This is a genomic window from Flavobacterium sp. (assembly GCF_025352015.1).
GTDB lineage: Bacteria > Bacteroidota > Bacteroidia > Flavobacteriales > Flavobacteriaceae > Flavobacterium.
In genome coordinates this window covers 18047-38118 of record NZ_JANXUG010000096.1, presented here as the reverse complement: position 1 = coordinate 38118, position 20072 = coordinate 18047, and the positions used below count along the sequence as shown (strand labels likewise).

18 protein-coding genes and 1 pseudogene are annotated in these 20072 nt (G+C 35.8%); 17 read left to right on the top strand and 2 right to left on the bottom strand.

Features of this window, described 5'->3' with window-relative positions; genetic code table 11:
- The first annotated feature begins 30 nt into the window (after window positions 1–30).
- The 4 genes from metH (at window position 31) to Q0Q96_RS09650 (ending at window position 5687) form a co-directional block, all read left to right on the top strand.
- Window positions 31–2721 (top strand): methionine synthase, encoded by a 2691-nt coding sequence (metH, locus tag Q0Q96_RS09665; protein WP_293874290.1) that lies wholly within the window; start codon window positions 31–33, stop codon window positions 2719–2721.
- Between the two features lie 83 nt (window positions 2722–2804).
- Window positions 2805–3761 (top strand): methylenetetrahydrofolate reductase [NAD(P)H], encoded by a 957-nt coding sequence (gene metF, locus Q0Q96_RS09660; protein ID WP_293874288.1) that lies wholly within the window; start codon window positions 2805–2807, stop codon window positions 3759–3761.
- Window positions 3762–3835: 74 nt separating this feature from the next.
- Window positions 3836–4924 carry an acyloxyacyl hydrolase gene (locus Q0Q96_RS09655; RefSeq protein WP_293874286.1) on the top strand — a complete coding sequence of 363 codons (1089 nt, stop codon included), beginning with the start codon at window positions 3836–3838 and terminating at the stop codon, window positions 4922–4924.
- 10 nt (window positions 4925–4934) lie between these two features.
- A complete protein-coding gene (locus Q0Q96_RS09650) occupies window positions 4935–5687 on the top strand; it encodes a head GIN domain-containing protein (RefSeq protein WP_293874284.1) in 753 nt (250 codons plus the stop codon).
- 11 nt (window positions 5688–5698) lie between these two features.
- On the opposite strand, the gene gldA is transcribed toward Q0Q96_RS09650, so the two are convergent.
- On the bottom strand, window positions 5699–6607 hold the full coding sequence (gene gldA / locus Q0Q96_RS09645; protein WP_293874282.1) for a gliding motility-associated ABC transporter ATP-binding subunit GldA: 909 nt from the start codon (window positions 6605–6607) through the stop codon (window positions 5699–5701).
- Between the two features lie 188 nt (window positions 6608–6795).
- On the opposite strand from gldA, the pseudogene Q0Q96_RS09640 reads away from it, so the two are divergent.
- From Q0Q96_RS09640 to Q0Q96_RS09615, 6 genes and pseudogenes are all read left to right on the top strand, one after another.
- Window positions 6796–7883, top strand: a pseudogene (locus Q0Q96_RS09640) (chorismate mutase).
- 323 nt (window positions 7884–8206) lie between these two features.
- Window positions 8207–8611 (top strand): hypothetical protein, encoded by a 405-nt coding sequence (locus tag Q0Q96_RS09635; protein WP_293874280.1) that lies wholly within the window; start codon window positions 8207–8209, stop codon window positions 8609–8611.
- A gap of 90 nt (window positions 8612–8701) precedes the next feature.
- Complete coding sequence (gene rsgA, locus Q0Q96_RS09630; RefSeq protein ID WP_293874278.1) at window positions 8702–9679, top strand: ribosome small subunit-dependent GTPase A; 978 nt, start codon at window positions 8702–8704, stop codon at window positions 9677–9679.
- 75 nt (window positions 9680–9754) lie between these two features.
- A complete protein-coding gene (dtd, locus tag Q0Q96_RS09625) occupies window positions 9755–10207 on the top strand; it encodes a D-aminoacyl-tRNA deacylase (RefSeq protein WP_293874276.1) in 453 nt (150 codons plus the stop codon).
- Window positions 10208–10236: 29 nt separating this feature from the next.
- Window positions 10237–10629, top strand: coding sequence for a hypothetical protein (locus Q0Q96_RS09620; protein ID WP_293874274.1), 393 nt, complete (start codon window positions 10237–10239; stop codon window positions 10627–10629).
- A 121-nt stretch (window positions 10630–10750) separates the two neighbouring features.
- On the top strand, window positions 10751–11233 hold the full coding sequence (locus Q0Q96_RS09615; protein ID WP_293874271.1) for a hypothetical protein: 483 nt from the start codon (window positions 10751–10753) through the stop codon (window positions 11231–11233).
- 54 nt (window positions 11234–11287) lie between these two features.
- Here the strand turns inward: Q0Q96_RS09615 and Q0Q96_RS09610 are convergent, their stop codons facing one another.
- On the bottom strand, window positions 11288–11413 hold the full coding sequence (locus Q0Q96_RS09610) for a hypothetical protein (protein ID WP_293874268.1): 126 nt from the start codon (window positions 11411–11413) through the stop codon (window positions 11288–11290).
- Between the two features lie 137 nt (window positions 11414–11550).
- On the opposite strand from Q0Q96_RS09610, the gene Q0Q96_RS09605 reads away from it, so the two are divergent.
- From Q0Q96_RS09605 to Q0Q96_RS09575, 7 genes are all read left to right on the top strand, one after another.
- The gene (locus Q0Q96_RS09605) at window positions 11551–11877 is read left to right on the top strand and encodes a nucleotide pyrophosphohydrolase (protein WP_293874265.1); all 327 of its coding nucleotides are present in this window, start codon (window positions 11551–11553) and stop codon (window positions 11875–11877) included.
- Window positions 11878–11879: 2 nt separating this feature from the next.
- Window positions 11880–13151, top strand: coding sequence for a 3-phosphoshikimate 1-carboxyvinyltransferase (gene aroA, locus Q0Q96_RS09600; RefSeq protein ID WP_293874263.1), 1272 nt, complete (start codon window positions 11880–11882; stop codon window positions 13149–13151).
- Between the two features lie 153 nt (window positions 13152–13304).
- Window positions 13305–14354, top strand: a complete 1050-nt coding sequence (gene queA / locus Q0Q96_RS09595; protein ID WP_293874260.1) for a tRNA preQ1(34) S-adenosylmethionine ribosyltransferase-isomerase QueA — start codon at window positions 13305–13307, stop codon at window positions 14352–14354.
- A gap of 266 nt (window positions 14355–14620) precedes the next feature.
- Window positions 14621–15916, top strand: coding sequence for a kynureninase (kynU, locus tag Q0Q96_RS09590; protein WP_293874257.1), 1296 nt, complete (start codon window positions 14621–14623; stop codon window positions 15914–15916).
- On the top strand, window positions 15916–17001 hold the full coding sequence (locus tag Q0Q96_RS09585; protein ID WP_293874255.1) for an agmatinase family protein: 1086 nt from the start codon (window positions 15916–15918) through the stop codon (window positions 16999–17001). The genes kynU and Q0Q96_RS09585 overlap by 1 nt, the downstream gene beginning before the upstream one ends.
- 85 nt (window positions 17002–17086) lie before the next feature.
- Entirely contained in the window at window positions 17087–17503 is a 417-nt protein-coding gene (locus Q0Q96_RS09580) for a glycine zipper family protein (protein WP_293874252.1), read from the top strand.
- Window positions 17504–17642: 139 nt separating this feature from the next.
- Window positions 17643–20051 carry a penicillin acylase family protein gene (locus Q0Q96_RS09575; RefSeq protein WP_293874249.1) on the top strand — a complete coding sequence of 803 codons (2409 nt, stop codon included), beginning with the start codon at window positions 17643–17645 and terminating at the stop codon, window positions 20049–20051.
- Window positions 20052–20072 lie beyond the last annotated feature (21 nt).

Sequence of the window (20072 nt, the reverse complement as noted above, 5' to 3'; positions counted from 1 at the left end):
TAAAAGATACTGAATAAATTCAGCATAAACATGTCAAGAACAAACAAAATAAATTTACAACTTTCAGGTTTAGAACCCCTTTTCGTTACCGAAAATTCTAATTTCGTAAATGTTGGCGAACGAACCAATGTAACTGGTTCGCGTAAATTTCTTCGATTAATAAAAGAAGAAAACTATAACGAAGCACTTTCGGTAGCACGTGAACAAGTTGAAGGTGGCGCACAAATTATCGATGTCAATATGGACGAAGGAATGCTCGACGGCGTTTATGCCATGACTAAATTCTTAAATCTAATTGCTGCCGAACCAGATATTGCTCGAGTTCCAGTAATGATTGACAGTTCCAAGTGGGAAATTATCGAAGCTGGATTAAAAGTTGTGCAAGGAAAAGCAGTTGTAAATTCCATTTCTCTAAAAGAAGGAAAAGAAACATTTATTCATCACGCCAAATTAATTAAACGATATGGCGCCGCAGTAATTGTAATGGCATTTGACGAAAAAGGTCAAGCCGATACTTACGAAAGAAGAATTGAAATTTGCAAAAGAAGTTATGACATTCTGGTAAACGAAGTTCATTTTCCAGCACAAGATATTATTTTTGATCCAAATATTTTTCCGGTAGCAACTGGATTGGATGAACATAAATTAAATGCTTTAGATTTTTTTAGAGCTACAAAATGGATTCGTGAAAATCTTCCGTATGCTAATATTTCTGGTGGAGTAAGCAACGTTTCGTTTTCGTTTAGAGGCAATGATACCGTTCGTGAAGCAATGCACTCGGCGTTTTTATATCATGCCATTCAAAACGGAATGACAATGGGAATTGTAAACCCAGAAATGCTGGAAATTTACGATCAAGTTGATAAAACACTTTTAGAACATGTTGAAGATGTACTTTTAAACCGAAGAGACGACGCAACCGAACGATTATTAGATTTAGCCGAAACCTTCAAAGGCGAATACAAAGTAAACGAAAAAGCAATTGCCGAATGGCGAAATGGTTCGTTTCAAGAACGATTAACACATTCATTAGTAAAAGGAATTGACGAATTTATAGAAATTGATGTTGAAGAAGCCCGAGCAAATTCGGCGAAAGCCATTGAAGTTATTGAGGTGAATTTAATGGCAGGAATGAATGTTGTAGGAGATTTATTCGGAAGCGGAAAAATGTTTTTGCCACAAGTTGTTAAATCAGCTCGTGTAATGAAAAAAGCAGTTGCATATCTTTTGCCATTCATCGAAGCCCAAAAAGACGGAAAATCATCATCGGCTGGAAAAGTGTTAATGGCAACTGTAAAAGGCGATGTTCACGATATTGGAAAAAATATTGTGGCCGTAGTTTTGGGCTGTAATAACTTTGAAATCATCGACTTGGGAGTTATGGTTCCCCCAGAAAAAATTATTCAGGCAGCAATTGAGCATAATGTAGATATCATTGGATTGAGCGGATTGATTACGCCATCACTAGACGAAATGGTGTATTTGGCAAAAGAATTAGATAAATTAAATATTTCAATTCCTATTATGATTGGTGGCGCAACAACTTCTCGTGCACATACTGCTGTGAAAATTGCACCAGAATACAAGCAAACAGTTGTTCACGTAAACGATGCTTCTCGTGCAGTAACGGTGGCAAGTAATTTATTGCAAGCCGAAACAAAAGAAGGTTATGTTAAAGCAATTCGAGAAGAATATGACAAGTTGCGTGATGGATATTTGAACAGAAGTCGGGACAAAAATTTTCTGTCTATTGAAGAAGCTCGTAAAAATAAATTGAAGTTAGATTGGGATAATTTTACTTCAATACAACCTAATTTCATCGGAACAAAAACTATCGAGGTGGAACTTTCTGAATTGGTAGATTTTATCGATTGGACACCATTTTTCAATTCTTGGGAATTGTACGGAAAATATCCAGCGATTTTAATCGATGATGTTGTTGGCGAACAAGCCACTAATTTATTTGCCGATGCACAAGAAATGTTGCAACAAATAGTATCGGAAAAATGGCTTACTGCCAAAGGAATTCTCGGAATTTTTCCAGCAAACACTGTGAATGATGATGATATTTTAGTCGAAAGTAAAGAACCAACAAATAACAACCAACAACCAACAACTTTTTTAACTTTAAGACAACAATCTCAAAAAACGGTTGGCGCGCCAAACAAAGCATTGGCAGATTTTATTGCGCCAAAAGATTCTGGTAAGCAAGATTACATAGGCTGTTTTTGTGTAACTACAGGTTTTGGTGTAGATGAAAAAGCAGCCGAGTTTGAAAAAGATTTAGACGATTATAATTCGATAATGATTAAAGCTTTGGCAGATAGATTTGCCGAGGCATTTGCAGAATATTTACACTTAAAAGTGAGAAAAGAAATTTGGAGTTACGCATCTGATGAAAACTTATCCAATCAAGATTTAATTTCGGAACGATACAACGGAATTCGTCCTGCACCAGGCTATCCTGCTTGTCCTGATCATCTCGAAAAGCCAACGATTTTTAAATTATTAAATGTAGAACAAGAAATAGGAGTAACCTTAACCGAAAGTATGGCAATGTGGCCAGCAAGTTCAGTTTCTGGATATTATTTTGCAAATCCAGCGAGTAAGTATTTTGGACTCGGAAAAATTAAAGAAGATCAAGTAATAGATTACGCCAAACGTAGAGGAATTTCTACCGAAATGGCAACAAAATGGTTAAGTCCAAATATAGCAGATTAAATTAGTCATAAAGTCTAAAGTCATAAAGTCTTAAAGGATTTTTGACTTTCGACTTTCGACTTTCAAACTTTAAGACTAAACAAATGAAAGTAACACAACACATAGAAAACGCCCAAGGAAAACCATTATTTTCCTTTGAAATTTTACCGCCTTTAAAAGGACAAAATATTCAGTCTATTTTTGATAGTATTGATCCGTTGATGGAATTCAATCCGCCATTTATTGATGTAACCTATCATCGTGAAGAGTATGAATTTAAAGAATTGCCAAGCGGTTTGCTACAAAAGAAAATTGTAAAAAAACGACCGGGAACGGTTGGGATTTGCGCCGGAATTCAGAATAAATATGATGTAGATGCTATTCCACATATTCTTTGTGGCGGATTTACAAAAGAGGATACCGAAAATTTGTTGATTGATTTGGATTTCCTCGGAATAAACAATGTAGTTGCTATGCGCGGCGATGCGCTGAAAACGGAAACTTATTTTAAGCCTGAAAAAGACGGAAACGAATATGCAAGCGATTTGGTGCTGCAAATCAACAATTTGAATAACGGAATTTATCTAGATGTAGATTTACAAAATTCGGCGCAAACTAATTTTTGTATTGGAGTTACTGGTTATCCAGAAAAACACATGGAAGCGCCCAGTTTGGATAGTGATATTCATTTTACGAAACTAAAAATAAAAAACGGTGCCGACTATATCGTCACGCAAATGTTTTTTGATAATAAAAAATTCTTTGATTTTGTTGCCAAATGCAGAGCTGCGGGCATTACAGTTCCCATCATACCTGGTTTAAAACCTATTGCTACCAAAAAACAATTGAATTTAATTCCGCATCGTTTTTCGTTAGAATTACCTGACGATTTGATTATGGCCGTTGTAAAAGCTAAAGATAACGATCATGTAAAAGAAATTGGAATTGAATGGTGCACCCAGCAAAGTAAAGAATTAGTTGCCGCTGGAATTCCTGTTTTGCATTATTATTCTATGGGAAAAGCAGAAAATATTAAGGCGATTGCTAACGAGGTTTTTTAGCTCGCATCGCATAATTTACAAAAATTCCTCTCATTAAGATATTCTGCTATATTTGTGCGAATTAAATTTTTTGCATGAACAGGATTTATTATTTGCTTTTTTTGATTTCGGGTATTGTCATGGCGCAACAAAAAGGTTGCTTTGCCATTGAAGCATCTATTTTAAGAGGCAATGTTTTGCCTCATCGTGATGATGTAGCGCAAATAGTCAATGGTCATCCCGAAGGTGTGATGGTTAGTTTTTTGGTGAAAAGTAATGGCAGCAAAGAATGGCATCATGCTTATAATTTCCCAGATTATGGCGCTTATTTTTTATATCAAGATTTTAAAAGTCAGCCTTTGGGTCAAAATTATTCGGTGGGTGGCTTATATAATTTTTATTTTTTCAAGCGAAGAGTACTCTTCAGTTTATCTCAAGGAATTGCATTGACCACAAATCCGTATGATAAAGTTAGTAATAGTATCAATAAAGCATTTGGTTCACAACTGATGGCTAATACTAATATTGGACTTAATTATGATAACCAAACTTTGTTAAAACCTTTTGGTTTTCATACTGGGCTGTTGTTTACGCATTACTCCAACGGAAGAATAAAATCGCCCAACAGCGGTATTAATACTTATGTGCTTAATCTTGGGTTTAACTATAATTTTAATCCAGAAAAAGCTAGAATCGTTGATACTGCCCGAATTACAAAAATAAATCATCAGCCGATACACTACAACTTTGTTTTGCGTTCAGGAATTAACGAAAGTCCTATTATTCGGAGCGGACAAAGGCCTTTTTACCATATTGGTTTTTATGTAGATAAGCGATTGAATAGAAAATCAGCTTTGCAACTAGGCACAGAATTGTTCTTAACCCAATCTTTCAAAGATTATATCAAATACTTTGCAGTTGCCTATCCCGAAATGAATATTGACCCCAATACAGATTACAAACGCGTAGGTGTTTTTATTGGGCACGAATTATTTATCAACCGAATTTCGCTCGAAACACAACTAGGTTATTACGTCTATCGCCCATTTAACAAAGACATTCCGGTTTATGATCGCGTGGGCATAAAGTATTATTTTACCAATAAAATTTTTGGTGGATTTACCATAAAAACGCATTTGTTTCTTGCAGAAGCACTAGAATTTGGGGTTGGTGTAAGATTATAAAACTGAAAAGATGAAAAAAAAAGTATTATTTATCATAAGTATTTTGATTATTACCTCGTGTGAAAAGCCAAGTGATTGTATTCAAACTTCGGGTGCTACAATTACAAAAGAAATCGCTGTATTGCCGTTCAAGAAAATAAAGGTTTATAAGGGAATTGAAGTGGTCGTTACAGAAGGCGCAGCCTATAAGGTACAGATTCAGGCTGGTTCTAATTTTATCGACAATGTTTCGGTGATACAAAATGGAGACCAATTAATTTTTAAAGACGAGTTAAGTTGCAATTGGGTTCGAGCTTACGGACAAACCAAAATTTTAGTTACCACACCAACACTTGAAGAAATTTATTCAAAAACCGACAGAACTATCAGAACCAACGGTGTTTTGACTTTTGCAAATTTGAGTGTATTGTCCTTAGATAAAGATGCCGATGGCGAAGCTGGCGCAGGCACAGGAGATTTTATTCTTAATTTGAATAATAATTCAATTACTATCTCCAATAATAATGTATCGCGCTTTTTTCTGTCGGGACAAACTAATTCTGCTCATTTTAATTTTTATTTTGGCGATGGAAGAATTGAAGCAGAAAATTTGATTGCTCAAAATGTTGTGGTGTATCATCGTGGATCTAACGATATGATTGTAAACCCTATTCAAAGTGTGACGGGACTTTTAAACAGTACAGGAAATTTAGTTTTGAAGAATTTACCGCCCATTCATTCACCGCTCGATGCCTTGTTTACGGGGCAAGTAGTTTATCCTTAAATTACAGTTTGCTAATTACTATTTTTATTGGTTTTCTCCCTAAAAATTTGTTCTAAATTTTTGCTTTTTAAACTTATTTGAAGTGTTTTCAAGCCGTTATCGTGGGCAAAATCAAATACTTTCGGACGCATATCTTCTTCTGTAGCGAAAGTTAATATCCAAAGATTATCGCTAGTTTTTTTAAAGGTTTTAATGTTTTGCAAACTGGCTAACAAACTTTCATTAATAATTTTATCAAATTCGACTTCGATGATTTGTTCTTTCTCTTCCGAAACAAGTTTGTCCAGTTTTTTATCAGTTACAATTTTTCCGTTATCAATAATGATTACGCGGTCGCAGATTGCCTCAACTTCCTGCATAATGTGTGTGGAGAGAAAAACCGTTTTGTCTTTCCCAACGTTTTTTATTACGTTTCTTATTTCCACTAATTGATTGGGGTCAAGTCCGGTTGTAGGTTCGTCCAAAATTAGCACATCAGGATTGTGCAATAAAGCAGTCGCCAAACCCACACGCTGACGATATCCTTTTGATAGTTGCCCAATTTTTTTATGACTTTCGGGCGATAATCCTGTTAACTGAATTACTTCTTCAATTCGGGCTTTTGCGACTTTATAAACATCAGCATTAAATGCTAAATATTCGCGAACATATAAATCGAAATACAACGGATTGTGTTCCGGAAGATAGCCAACCGAAAGCTGCACGGCTTTTTGATTTGCATTTACGTCGCTTCCGTTTACAGAGGCAGTTCCCTCATCAGCATTGATAAAGGTTGTCAAAATTTTCATCAAAGTAGATTTTCCGGAGCCATTCGGACCAAGAAAACCAACGATTTCTCCTTTTTTTACCGAGAAAGAAACATTGTCTAATGCTTTTTGGGAACCATAACTTTTTGAAATATTCTGAACTTCTATTGACATAATTGAAATATTTAGAACAAATGTAATAATTAATGCAACGGTAACGAAAAATTGCCAGTTTTATGATTTTGTCCCTAGATTCAGGATGGATCAAAGAACAAACCCGAAAGCGCAACCGAAAAGTTAAAAATAAAACTTAATTTCTTACTGGTTTAAAAAAACAATAAATTTACAGAAGATAAAATGCTATGAATATTACACAAGAAAACAGAAAGTGGTTAGACGATTTTAAATTGAGTCATCCACTAGTAATTGCCGGACCATGTAGTGCGGAAACTGAAGACCAGGTACTGAAAATTGCACGCAAATTAAAAGACTCTGATGTTAGTATTTTAATTTGCGTGCGGGAATTTGGAAACCCAGAACACGTCCCGGCGGATTTGAAGGCGTTGGAGCTATCGGTCTAAAATGGCTTCAGAAAGCAAAAGCTGAAACAGGTTTGTTAATGGCAACTGAAGTAGCAAATGCAGCCCATGTTAAATTAGCATTAGAACACGATATTGATGTGTTATGGATTGGCGCACGTACCACAGTTAATCCGTTTGCTGTTCAGGAAATTGCTGATGCTTTGGCTGGAACCGATAAAATTGTTTTGGTAAAAAATCCGGTAAATCCCGATTTGGCTTTGTGGATTGGCGGTGTGGAAAGATTGTACAATGCCGGAATAAAAAAACTGGGCGTAATCCACAGAGGATTTTCGACTTACGAAAAAACAAAATACAGAAACATTCCCGAATGGCAGATTGCTATCGAACTACAAAGCCGCTTTCCCGATTTGCCTTTAATTTGTGATCCTTCGCACATTACTGGCCGAAGAGATATGATTCTAGAAGTTTCGCAACAGGCACTGGATTTGAATTATGACGGATTGATTATTGAAACGCATGTTGACCCGGACAACGCTTGGAGTGATGCCGCGCAACAAGTTACACCAACGGTTTTGAAACAAATATTTGACGATTTGAAAGTAAAAAAAAGAACCACCGAAGAGGTTGATTACAATACCGAAATGATAAAACTTCGGGCTAACATTGATATTGCCGATAGTAAATTATTGGAAATTCTTGGTAATCGAATGAAAGTAGCAGAACAGATTGGTGCCCTCAAAAAAGCTAAAAATGTTGCCGTTTTACAAAACAAACGCTGGAATGAAATACTTGGCAAAATGATATTAGAAGGCGAGGAACGTGGCTTGAGCGAAGAATTTATTTTAAAAATTTTCAAAGCAATACACCAAGAAAGCATAAGCCACCAGGAGAAAATCATTAATGGCTGATTTATAACCGATAAAAAATAAAACCTATGATTTATCATTTTTGTTTTTGTATCATTGCGGCAACAATAATAACAATCAATAACATTTAAAAAAGTCAAAATGAAAAAAATATCCTATTATTTTTTTTATTTATCAGCTCAATTGGATTCTCTCAAAAGCAAATTTTTGAAAGTCCTCAATTAAAATCAGCAATTAAGCTTCATAAAATTGTAGCTATTTTGCCATTTACAGTTAAAATATCTTATAGATAACAGCCAAAAAATTTTAGTGAAGACGCTAACAAAGAACAAGAGATTAAAATGTCAAAATCTATTCAGTCTAGTATGTATACTTTTCTCTTGCGTAAAAGAGATAACTATACTGTGAATTTTCAAGATGTTGAAAAAACAAACATTTTGTTAAAAAAAGCTGGTGTGATTGATAAGTTAGATGAAATGACTAATGATGAGATTGCAAAAATATTAGGTGTTGATGCAATTATTGGAGGTACTTTTGAATCAGAGCAGTCAAAATCTGAAGGAGCGGCAATTGCGTCGGTTATTATGTTTGGAGGATTTAGAGGTAAAACAGGTACAGGTTCATTAATTATGACTTTAAATAATGGAGCTGATGGCGAATTGTTATGGAGATTTTTCAAAACAATGGATGACACTCTTTCATCTTCAACAGATGATTTAGTTGAACATATGATGAGAAAAGTTTCAAGAAATTTTCCTTATCTGAATTAGATTTGTGTTTTTTAATTAACAAAAAGACTGTTTTTAAAACAGTCTTTTTTTATTCAATTATTCTAAATTCTAAAATCTTATCTTTGCGGCATGACAGGACTCGTCTACAAATCTACAGGAAGTTGGTACTCCGTAAAAACTGCGGATAACCAAATTTTTGAATGCCGTATCAAAGGTAAATTCCGTATGCAAGGCATCAAAAGCACCAACCCAATTGCGGTGGGTGATGTCGTAGATTTTGAATTAGATGAAACCTCGGATGCCGTTACGGGTAGCATTTCCAACATTCACGACCGAAAAAATTATATTGTCAGAAAATCGGTGAATCTGTCCAAACAAACGCATATTATTGCTTCAAATATCGATCTTGTTTTTTTGTTAATCACCATTAATAATCCACCAACCACTACTAGTTTTATCGATCGATTTTTGGTCACCGCCGAAGCCTATGGTATAGAAGCTGTTTTGATTTTTAACAAAACAGATACTTACGATGAAGCCATGAAAGAGGAACAACTGTATTTGCAATACATCTATTCTGAAATTGGTTACAAATGCCTAAAAGTTTCAGCTCTCGAACACAAAGGCATTACGCAGTTAAAGCAATTGATGACGGCCAATGTCAGTATGTTTTCGGGACATTCAGGAGTTGGGAAATCTACCTTGGTCAATGCACTAGAACCTAATTTGAACCTCAAAACCAAAAACATTTCAGAACAAAGCAAACAAGGACAGCACACCACCACGTTTGCCGAGATGTATGATTTGAACTTTGATGCCAAAATTATTGATACTCCTGGCATCAAAGGTTTCGGAATCGTTGATATGGAACCTTCAGAGGTAAGTGGTTATTTTCCAGAGTTTTTTAAACTCCAAGAGCAATGCAAGTTTAACAATTGTTTGCATAAAGACGAACCACATTGCGCCGTCAAAAAAGCGTTGGAAGCCAATAAAATAGCTTGGTCTCGATACAATAGTTACCTCAAAATACTAGAAGGCGACGACGAGCATTACCGCTCTGATGTGTACAATGATGATAGAATTGCTAGCGATGAAACTAGGAAATAGTCAAAAGTCTGAAGTCATAAAGTCAAAACTAAAATGGCTTTCAACTTTCGACTTTTTAACTTTAAGACTTTATTAATGAAAGCAGTCCTTCAACGCGTTTCCTCCGCCTCTGTAACTATAGATAGGTTAAAAATAGCCGCTATTGATCAAGGATTACTGGTTTTAATAAGTATTGAAACTGCCGATAGTCAGGAAGATTGCAGTTGGCTAGCCGCCAAAATTGCCAACGTACGAATCTTTAACGATGAAAACCATGTGATGAATTTATCACTCAAAGAGGTTTATGGCGATATGATTGTTGTATCACAATTTACACTACACGCTGCTACCAAAAAAGGGAATCGTCCGTCTTATATCAAAGCGGCGAAACCCGAAATCGCCATTCCGCTCTACGAAAGTTTCATCACCCAAATAGAACTTGAACTGGGGAAAAAAGTTCAAACAGGACGGTTTGGTGCCGATATGAAAGTGGCACTATGTAATGATGGACCAGTTACGATTATTATTGACACAAAAAATAAGGTTTAGTTTTTGCAACTAGTCGGTATATAACTTTGTTGGAATCAATACTAAATGCTGCATCGAAAACACTTGATGAAACTTCCAAACCTCAAGAAGAAACAGCAATTACTCAAGAGCTAAATAAATCATTGAATGAGATTAATAAACTTCAACAAAACCAACAAAGTCAGCAAAATCAACAGAATTCAGAAAAAAACGAATATTGTCCTTGTTGTAATGGCAAAACAAATACTATGTGTGGTAAGTGTTCGGGCAAAGGCTGGATTGCTTGTAGCAAGAGTATTATAAATCCAGATGGCTGGAAGGGTTGTCCTGATTGTGGTCAACTGGGTACCCTAACTTGCAAATGTTGTCGTGGAACTGGATGGAAATCAAAAACACGTGGATGGTATGATACTAGTTCAGGAGGAGCAACAAAAGCGCATTAGTATTTATCTTTTATAAATTTAATAAAATTTTATTCTAATTTTTTTGTAGTAAAAAAGAGTTTTTTTATTTTTGAAAAGAGTTTAAAAAACAAAATAAATAACCCTTTTAAATGTAATTATCATGTTGGAAAATTTAAACAACAATCACTACGATGCTAGTGAAAAAGTTTCGATTGATGCAAATTTGAAACTTTTAGAAGCAGCTATTGACACCAAATTAGTGGCACTGTCTAAACAAGAACGCCAAAAATATGGTAGTGTTAATGAGCAAAACAAACTTATTGTTAACAAGGTTAGAGATTTGAGAACTTCAAATCCGGAGTTGAGCGACCCATCTGTAGACTGGGTAGAGTTTATGAATGATTTTGAGTCAAGAGCATTTTCAGAAGCCATCCTTTTCAGGATTAAAAAATTAGTAGAAGGTATTGAAAACAAAAAAATCCTTCACGATTTTGACAACTACAGTGCTTCGTTAAAAGATTATGGCTACAGCCAATATAAGGCGGGTTCTGGCAAGGCAGGTTATCAGTCAAAAGTAGATGAGCTATCGCAGTTCTTTAACAGAACTGGAGTTAGCAAAAACGCTGGTAGTAACCCACAGTAAAAGCTACCCTAGCGATACTCAAAACCTCTCTGACCCTTGTGGTAGAGAGGTTTTTTAGTGGCAAAACCCCAAAGTTTGACGTTCTGAACCCCAAATTTGACGTCTAGAACCCCAAAGTTTGACGTTCTGAACCCCATTTTTGACGTTATACAACCCCAAATTTGGGGTCTGGAACCCCATTTTTGACGCCCTGAACCCCAAACTTGGGGGTTTTAGCTGAAAAATCACTCACTATTCTAAATTCACCAAACACAATTATTTATATTTGTTCAATTCATAATTCACAATTCATAACTCACCATTCACAATTCAAAATCATGAATATTAAAAACTCCCAACTCGAAGTAGACAATTGGATAAAAAACCACGGCGTTCGTTACTTTAACGAACTGACCAATATGGCACAACTCACCGAAGAAGTAGGCGAAGTAGCCCGCATCATTGCCCGAAGATATGGCGAACAATCCGAGAAAGAAAGCGATAAAAACAAAGATCTGGGCGAAGAACTAGCCGATGTGGTTTTTGTAGTTTTGTGCCTAGCCAATCAAACTGGTATTGATTTACAGACGGCTTTTGATAAAAAATTGGACTTAAAAACGAGCCGGGATCATGACCGCCATCAAAGTAACGAGAAATTAAAATAATTGTGAATCTTAAAATTGAAAAGTCAAAAGTCGAAAGTCAAAAGTCGAAAGTTGAAATAACGGGAAGTAAATCAGAAACCAATAGGTTGTTATTGCTACAGGCGTTATATCCTAATCTAACTTTGGAAAACATCTCTAATTCTGATGATTCTGAAGTGATGGTGAAAGCACTTTCTACCATTTGTCACATCGAACGCAGTCGAGACGCCACCATAATTAACATAGATCACGCAGGAACCACCATGCGATTTCTAACCGCCTATTTTGCCATTCAGCCTAACAGCGAAGTAGTGCTGACGGGTTCGTCTCGAATGAAAGAAAGACCCATTAAAATTTTGGTTGATGCGCTAAAACAATTGGGCGCTGAAATAAGCTATGAAGAAAATGACGGTTTTCCACCCATAAGAATTACTGGAAAAAAGCTTTTGCGAAACAAAGTTTCATTAGCAGCAAAGGTCAGTAGTCAATACATTTCAGCATTATTACTGATCGCTCCCAAATTAGAAAACGGAATCGAATTAACACTTCTAGGCAAAATAACGTCTGTTCCTTACATCAAAATGACTTTGAGTTTGCTGAATAAAATTGGGGTTGAAACGTCTTTTATTGAAAATAAAATTTCAGTAAAACCACCTGTCTCCCTGAACGCAGTCGATGGGCAACAATTCATCATTGAAAGTGATTGGTCTTCTGCATCTTATTTTTATTCGATAATTGCACTTTCGCCAGTCGGAACACAAATAACGCTTTCAAGTTACAAACAGAACAGTATTCAGGGCGATGCAGCATTAATCGAAATCTACAAGAATTTTGGAGTTAAAACCATTTTCAATGACAATAAATCAATAACAATTTCAAAATCTACAAGTCACAAGTCACAACTCACAATTCACCATTTAGAATTAAACAATTCACCCGATATTGCTCAAACCATAGCAGTTACCTGCTTTGGATTAGGAATTGAGTGCCACTTAACAGGATTGCATACGCTCAAAATAAAAGAAACAAACAGATTGCAAGCCTTGAAAAACGAACTTGAAAAACTTGGCGCAACGGTTTCAATCTCTGACGACAGCCTTACTTTAGGATTTTCAACTAAAATTAATTCTAACATTAAAATTAAAACCTACCAAGACCATAGGATGGCAATGGCATTTGCGCCATTAGCACTGAAAACTCCCATCATAATCGAAGATGCCGAGGTGGTTTCAAAATCCTATCCAACCTTTTGGGAAGACCTAAAAGTTATCGGATTTGCAATAAAAACGTTGTAAACAAAACTTTGAAAACCTTCTAAACCGCTACAATTTTTAAAATAAATAGCAAAACACTTGACATTCGCTATTCCACAATAGTATATTTACAAGCGATTTAGAATTTAGCATTAACTAAACCTTCTAAACTTATAAACTCCTAAACTTTCTTTAATGAAATTATCTCATTTCCAGTTCCATCTTCCACCCGAATTGTTAGCTGAATTCCCTCCCGAAAATCGTGACGAAGCCAAATTAATGGTAGTTAACAGAAAAACAAAAACCATAGAGCACAAAGAATTTAAAGACATTATCAATTATTTTGATGATGGCGATGTAATGATTTTAAACAATACCAAAGTTTTTCCGGCTCGTATGTACGGAAACAAAGAAAAAACAGGTGCAAGAATCGAGGTTTTCTTGTTACGAGAATTAAATTCAGAACAACGACTTTGGGATGTTTTGGTCGATCCAGCGCGTAAAATCAGAATTGGAAACAAGTTATATTTTGGTGACGACGATTCATTGGTAGCCGAAGTAATAGATAATACAACTTCGCGCGGAAGAACTTTGCGTTTTTTATACGATGGTTCCTATGATGAATTCCGGAGAAAATTAACAGAACTTGGCGAAACACCTATTCCAAAATACATCAACCGAGAAGTAACCGAAGAAGATGCAGAGCGTTACCAAACCATTTATGCCAAAGTAGAAGGCGCAGTAGCAGCACCAACAGCCGGATTACACTTTTCTAAACACTTGTTGAAAAAATTAGAAATCAAAGGTATTGATTTTGCCGAAGTAACATTGCACGTAGGTTTAGGAACTTTTAATCCCGTAGAAGTAGAAGATTTATCAAAACACAAAATGGATTCCGAGGAACTAATAATTTCTCAAGAAGCTTGCGATATTGTCAACGGAGCAAAGGTCAAAAAAAATAAAATTTGTTGCATTGGAACTACTTCTATGCGTGCCATCGAAAGCTCGGTATCCTCACAAAGAACCCTAAATCCCTACGCCGGTTGGACTAATAAATTTATTTTTCCTCCCTATGATTTTAGCATAGCCGATTGTATGGTCACCAACTTTCATACCCCAAAATCAACGTTATTAATGATGGTTTCCGCTTTTTGTGGACACGATTTAATGAAAAAAGCCTACGAAGAAGCCATCAAAGAAAAATACCGTTTTTATTCCTATGGCGATGCTATGTTAATCATTTAAGTAGTTATTGTTTAAAATAAAACAACACTATCAATCCCAGTTTAGTTTTCAAAAACCAGACTGGGATTTTTTTATGAGCCAAACATTCGGGCATTTTATTAAACCCTGTTCCTGCTTTCCGTTTCAATATCTTTGTCAAAGTTTACACTTCGACAAAGATGATTTCTACTGCAATCAGGGCTAAAAACAAACGATAAACTAAATTTTATTTCCCTTTATTCATTCCTCTATTTTCAATACTTTTACAATTCAAATCAAGCGCAACAATGACTTTCAAAAACACTCTAAAATTTGCACAACATCTCGACTCGCAGGACGAATTAAAAAAGTACAGAAACGAATTCATATTCCCACAACACGACGGTAAAAACGTCATTTACTTCACAGGAAACTCATTAGGATTACAACCCAAACGCACCAAGCAATATGTTGATGAGGTGATGAACGATTGGGCAAACTTGGCGGTCGAAGGTCATTTTTATGCTCCTAAACCTTGGTGGGATTACCACGAACGCTTTGCAAATCCGTTGAGTAAATTAGTAGGAGCAAAACCTTCAGAAATTACCGTAATGAATACTTTGACCGTCAATTTACATTTGCTGATGGTTTCGTTTTACAATCCCACAAAAACGCGATACAAAATCATTTGTGAAGAAAAAGCATTTCCTTCAGACCAATATATGTTTCAATCGCAAGTTGATTTTCATTCGAGACATTTAGTCATAAAACAAGAAGATACGATTGTTGAAATCAAGCGCCGAGAAGGCGAACACAATATTAGAGTAGAAGATATTATTGCCAAAATAAATGAAGTAGGAAGTGAGTTGGCATTAGTTTTAATTGGCGGCGTAAACTATTATACAGGTCAAGTTTTTGACATGAAATCTATTACTGATGCGGGTCATAAAGCTGGTGCAATTGTTGGATTTGATTTAGCGCATGCTGTAGGCAATATTACCCTACATTTGCACGATTGGAACATAGACTTTGCCGCGTGGTGTTCCTACAAATACATGAATTCTGGACCAGGAAACGCCGCGGGATGTTTCATTCACGAAAAGCATCATGCCAATAAACAACTGCCACGTTTTGGCGGTTGGTGGGCACAAAACAAAGAACGACGCTTTTTAATGGAGCAAGAATTTGACCCAATAATTGGTGCCGATGGCTGGCAAGTAAGCAATTTACCCATTTTGTCCTTGGCACCTTATCTAGCATCGGTAGAACTGTTTGCAGAAGTAGGCATGGAAAAGCTTGTTAAAAAAAGAAATCAAATTACCGCTTATTTAGAATTCATTTTGCACGAAATAGATTCGCAAATCGAAGGCACAGAATTCGAAATTATTACACCCTCAAATCAGGAAGAACGAGCATGCCAACTCTCTGTTTTTCTGCACGGACAAGGAAGAAGTTTATTTGACTACCTAATGAAAAACGGCGTCATTACAGACTGGCGGGAACCCAACGTAATCAGATTTGCGCCAGTGCCTTTTTATTGTTCTTTTGAGGATATTTTTAACTTTGGACAAATACTAAAAAATGGAATTTTAACATTAAAATAATGACCAAACAATACATCATAGAAAGTTTTGACCCAAGTCAGCCTGGTTTAGCCGATGCAACTATTTTTGGACTGCCGTTTTCAGCAGAACAATCAGAAATTATAATTATTCCTGTGCCTTGGGAAGTAACGGTTAGTTATGGTTCTGGTGCTTCCGATGGTCCTTCCGCAGTTTTGGACGCTTCTTTTCAAGTAGATTTAAATCATCAAGATTTTCCAGAATTATGGAAACTAGGAATTTTTTATGAAGAAGTACCTTCTCATTGGTTGACTAATTCAAAAAAATATAAGACACTCGCGCAACCTATTATTCAAGCACTCGAAAGTGGCGAAGATTTAAACAATCATCCCATTTTAGTCGATAATTTAACCACTATAAATAATGCGTGTCGCGAGTTACATGACGAAGTAAAAGAAAAAGTATTGTTTTGGATGAGCAAAGGCAAAAAAGTGGCCCTATTGGGTGGCGACCATTCTACACCTTTGGGATACTATGAAGCTCTAGCTACAATGCACGATAACTATGGAATTTTGCACCTTGATGCCCACATGGATTTACGTATCGCCTACGAAGGATTTACCTTTTCTCATGCTTCAATAATTTATAATGCCTTGCAAATCTCACAAATTTCAAAGATAGTTCAAGTTGGAATTCGTGATTTTTGTGCACAAGAAGTTGAGGTTGTTCAGCAGTCCAACGGAAGAGTTTTGGTAAACACGGATACCGACTTGAAAAATGAATCTTTTGAAGGCAAAACATGGGCTGAACAATGTGACGCTATTATTGCGAGTTTACCCCAAAAAGTGTGTATTTCGTTTGATATTGACGGCATGCAACAATGGTATTCACCAAGCACGGGCACGCCAGTTCCCGGTGGTTTTTCGTATGAACAAGCTACTTATTTATTTAACAAATTAGCGTCAAGCGGAAAAGAAATCATCGGCTTTGATCTAGTAGAAGTTGCACCTAATGAAAACGATTGGGATGGCAATGTTGGAGCCCGAATGTTATTTCATTTGTGCGGCGTTTTGGCAAAAAATAACGGAATGAATGTGGGCAATACTATCATTTTTAATAGAAAGTAAAATTAAATTCTATAAGTTTTAATTAAAATTATGTAAACCATTTGGGTATAAATCACGTACATTTGTTTATAACCAAAAAAAAGATATGAAAAATCTAGTAATAATTTTAGCCGCAGTAAGTATTTTGGTCGCCTGTAAAAATACAGATAAACAAGGTGTAGTGATTGATGAAAGTCATAAAACGACTATCGATTCTATGAAAAGAGTAGCCGAAAAGCAGCACATCATTGATTCTATGAAAGTGGTTGAACAAAAAGTTGTAAAGCAAAAAGAAGTTGTTGTAGTTCATGACCAACAAGCTGCACAACCTGGAGAGACAACACATAAAAGAAGAAAATGGAGTGGTGCCGCAAAAGGAGCAGTAATAGGTGCTGGAGTTGGAGCAATTACGGGAGCAGCAATTAGTAAAAATAAAGCAGAAGGTGCCATAATTGGTGGTTTAGCTGGAGCAGGTCTTGGCGCAGGAACAGGAGCAATCATTGACGACAAAAAGAAAAAATAGAATTACAATAATTTTATTCAAAGCGAGTTGATTTCAGGGATGATTTCAACTCGTTTTTTTATTTTTTGGAATGTCGTTTCAATTCAATGAAACATTTATTGGTTATCTTTAAATTTGTTTATCAAACAGCTGCCATACTATGAAAATTGTAAAAAAAATAGTTCTTGTAATTACTATTCTGATAGTTGTTTTAGCATTAGTAACTTATGGTTATCTTCAATCCACAAAACCCAAATACGAAGGTAAAGAAAATTTAGCCAATATTTCCAAAACAACAACCGTTTACTTTGACGAGTATGGCGTTCCACATATTTATGCTGATACGCAAAAAGATGCCATGACAACGCTAGGTTATGTGCATGCGCAAGACCGACTTTGGCAAATGGAACTGATGCGGCGAATTGCGCCAGGACGACTTTCGGAACTATTTGGAAACGCAGTTGTAAAAACTGATAAATTTTTTGCTGGAATTGGTATCGATGAGAATTCCAAACAAGCGGTAGCCAATCTTGATAAAAATTCGCAAACCTATCTATTGGCAAATGCTTATTTGGACGGAATTAACCAATATATCGAACAGGGATTGACACCAATCGAGCTACGATTATTGGGTATAAAACAAGAAAAATTTACTTTGAAAGATGTTTATAACATCTTCGGATTTATGACGTTCAGTTTTGCGATGGCTCAAAAAACAGATCCACTTTTAACCGATATTCGTGACCGCTTTGGGATGGATTATTTGAAAGATTTTGGTATCCATGGCGAATTTGGAACCAAACAATTAAAATCATATAAAAACGATTACAAGGAATATGCAGCAATATCAAAATCAGTGGCTAGTTTATTAGAAACCTCGCCTATTCCCGCTTTTATTGGAAGCAATAGTTGGGTAGTTAATGGCGCCAAAACAAAAAACGGAAAAGTAATTCTGGCGAACGATCCGCATATAATGTACTCGCAACCTGGGACTTGGTATGAAGCGCATATTGTGTGTCCGGATTATGAAATTTATGGGTATTACATTGCCGGAACGCCTTTTCCACTTTTGGGACATAATCACAACTATGCTTATGGATTAACTATGTTCGAAAACGATGATGTTGATTTCTTTCAAGAAGAAGATAATCCGAATGATGATAAACAATACAAAACTATCAATGGTTATAAAAACTATACTTTCAAACAAAAAACCATCAAAGTAAAAGACAGTGCTGATGTAAAATTAACTGTAAAAACATCCCAACATGGACCCATTGTCAGTGCTTTATTAGACGGATTAAAATCGCAGAAATCAGTAGCCATGTCATGGATATATATTCAACAAAAAAGTCAAATTCTTGAGTCTGTTTATCAGTTATCGCATGCCAATGACTTGGAAAGTTTTCATAAATGTATCGAATTGATTAAAGCTCCAGGTTTAAATATTATGTATGGTGATGCCAAAGGAAATATTGCTTGGATAACTTCGGGGAAACTATATAAAGTAGCACATTCTGTAAATACTAATTTTATTCTAAATGGCGCAAACGGCATCGATGATAAAAAAGAATTTCTACCGTTTGCCAAAAATCCAGCGGCTATAAATCCGCCATGGAATTACGTTTACACAGCCAACAATCAACCTGAAGCTATTGATGGTTATCTGTACCCGGGATATTATCTTCCTAAAGACCGAGCGATGCGAATAGACGGCTTGTTGGCACCAAAAAACAATTGGACAAAAGAAGATGTTGCCAAAATGATTACCGATAATACATCGGCTACAGCCGAAACCATTATGACTAACATGAGTAAGCCATTAAATACTTCACGATTTTCTGAAAACGAAAAAAAGGCATTGACAGTTTTGAAAGAATGGAAAGCAACGCATAATTTGAATGACATTGCACCAACTATCTTCAACAAATGGATTTATTTTTACCTAAAAGATACTTTCGAAGACGAACTTGGGACTGAAAATTTCAAGTTATTGCTTGGCACTCACATCATCAAACAAGTGATAGAAGTTCAAAGCCAAAACGCAACATCCGTTTGGTGGGACAACATCAATACAAAAAATAAAAAGGAAACGCAATCCAAAATCCTAACACAATCGTTTAAGGAAGCAATTTTTTCTTTAGAAAATCAATTAGGTTCTGGTGTAAATCAGTGGAAATGGAAAAAAGTACACCAAGTAGCTTTTCAGCATCCGTTAGGCAAAATAAAATTATTAAGTAAATTTTTTGATATAGGTTTCTTTCCCATTGCTGGCAGCAATGAAGTTATTAATAACCAATTTTTTACTTACACAGACGATGCCTTACTGCAAGTAAAAGGAGGTCCTTCCACACGTCGTATCATTGATTTTTCGGATATAGAAAACAGTTGGAGCGTATTACCAACAGGGCAATCAGGCAATCCGATCAGCAAGCATTATTATGATCAGGCTGATTTATTTGTAAAAGGAAAATTCCGAAAAATGAAACTCAATAAAGCTGAAATTATCAAAACATCAAGCAAGTTGGTTTTCAAACCAAAAAAAACTAACACAGATTTCACAAATTAGCACAAATTATTTTATCAGTAA

Bases quoted from the DNA above. Each gene is read 5' to 3' on its own strand.
- metH (WP_293874290.1), top strand. From the start codon at position 31: ATGTCAAGAACAAACAAAATAAATTTACAACTTTCAGGTTTAGAACCC.
- metF (WP_293874288.1), top strand. From the start codon at position 2,805: ATGAAAGTAACACAACACATAGAAAACGCCCAAGGAAAACCATTATTT.
- Q0Q96_RS09655 (WP_293874286.1), top strand. From the start codon at position 3,836: ATGAACAGGATTTATTATTTGCTTTTTTTGATTTCGGGTATTGTCATG.
- Q0Q96_RS09650 (WP_293874284.1), top strand. From the start codon at position 4,935: ATGAAAAAAAAAGTATTATTTATCATAAGTATTTTGATTATTACCTCG.
- gldA (WP_293874282.1), bottom strand. From the start codon at position 6,607: ATGTCAATAGAAGTTCAGAATATTTCAAAAAGTTATGGTTCCCAAAAA.
- Q0Q96_RS09635 (WP_293874280.1), top strand. From the start codon at position 8,207: ATGTATACTTTTCTCTTGCGTAAAAGAGATAACTATACTGTGAATTTT.
- rsgA (WP_293874278.1), top strand. From the start codon at position 8,702: ATGACAGGACTCGTCTACAAATCTACAGGAAGTTGGTACTCCGTAAAA.
- dtd (WP_293874276.1), top strand. From the start codon at position 9,755: ATGAAAGCAGTCCTTCAACGCGTTTCCTCCGCCTCTGTAACTATAGAT.
- Q0Q96_RS09615 (WP_293874271.1), top strand. From the start codon at position 10,751: ATGTTGGAAAATTTAAACAACAATCACTACGATGCTAGTGAAAAAGTT.
- Q0Q96_RS09610 (WP_293874268.1), bottom strand. From the start codon at position 11,413: ATGGGGTTCCAGACCCCAAATTTGGGGTTGTATAACGTCAAAAATGGG.
- Q0Q96_RS09605 (WP_293874265.1), top strand. From the start codon at position 11,551: ATGAATATTAAAAACTCCCAACTCGAAGTAGACAATTGGATAAAAAAC.
- queA (WP_293874260.1), top strand. From the start codon at position 13,305: ATGAAATTATCTCATTTCCAGTTCCATCTTCCACCCGAATTGTTAGCT.
- kynU (WP_293874257.1), top strand. From the start codon at position 14,621: ATGACTTTCAAAAACACTCTAAAATTTGCACAACATCTCGACTCGCAG.
- Q0Q96_RS09585 (WP_293874255.1), top strand. From the start codon at position 15,916: ATGACCAAACAATACATCATAGAAAGTTTTGACCCAAGTCAGCCTGGT.
- Q0Q96_RS09580 (WP_293874252.1), top strand. From the start codon at position 17,087: ATGAAAAATCTAGTAATAATTTTAGCCGCAGTAAGTATTTTGGTCGCC.
- Q0Q96_RS09575 (WP_293874249.1), top strand. From the start codon at position 17,643: ATGAAAATTGTAAAAAAAATAGTTCTTGTAATTACTATTCTGATAGTT.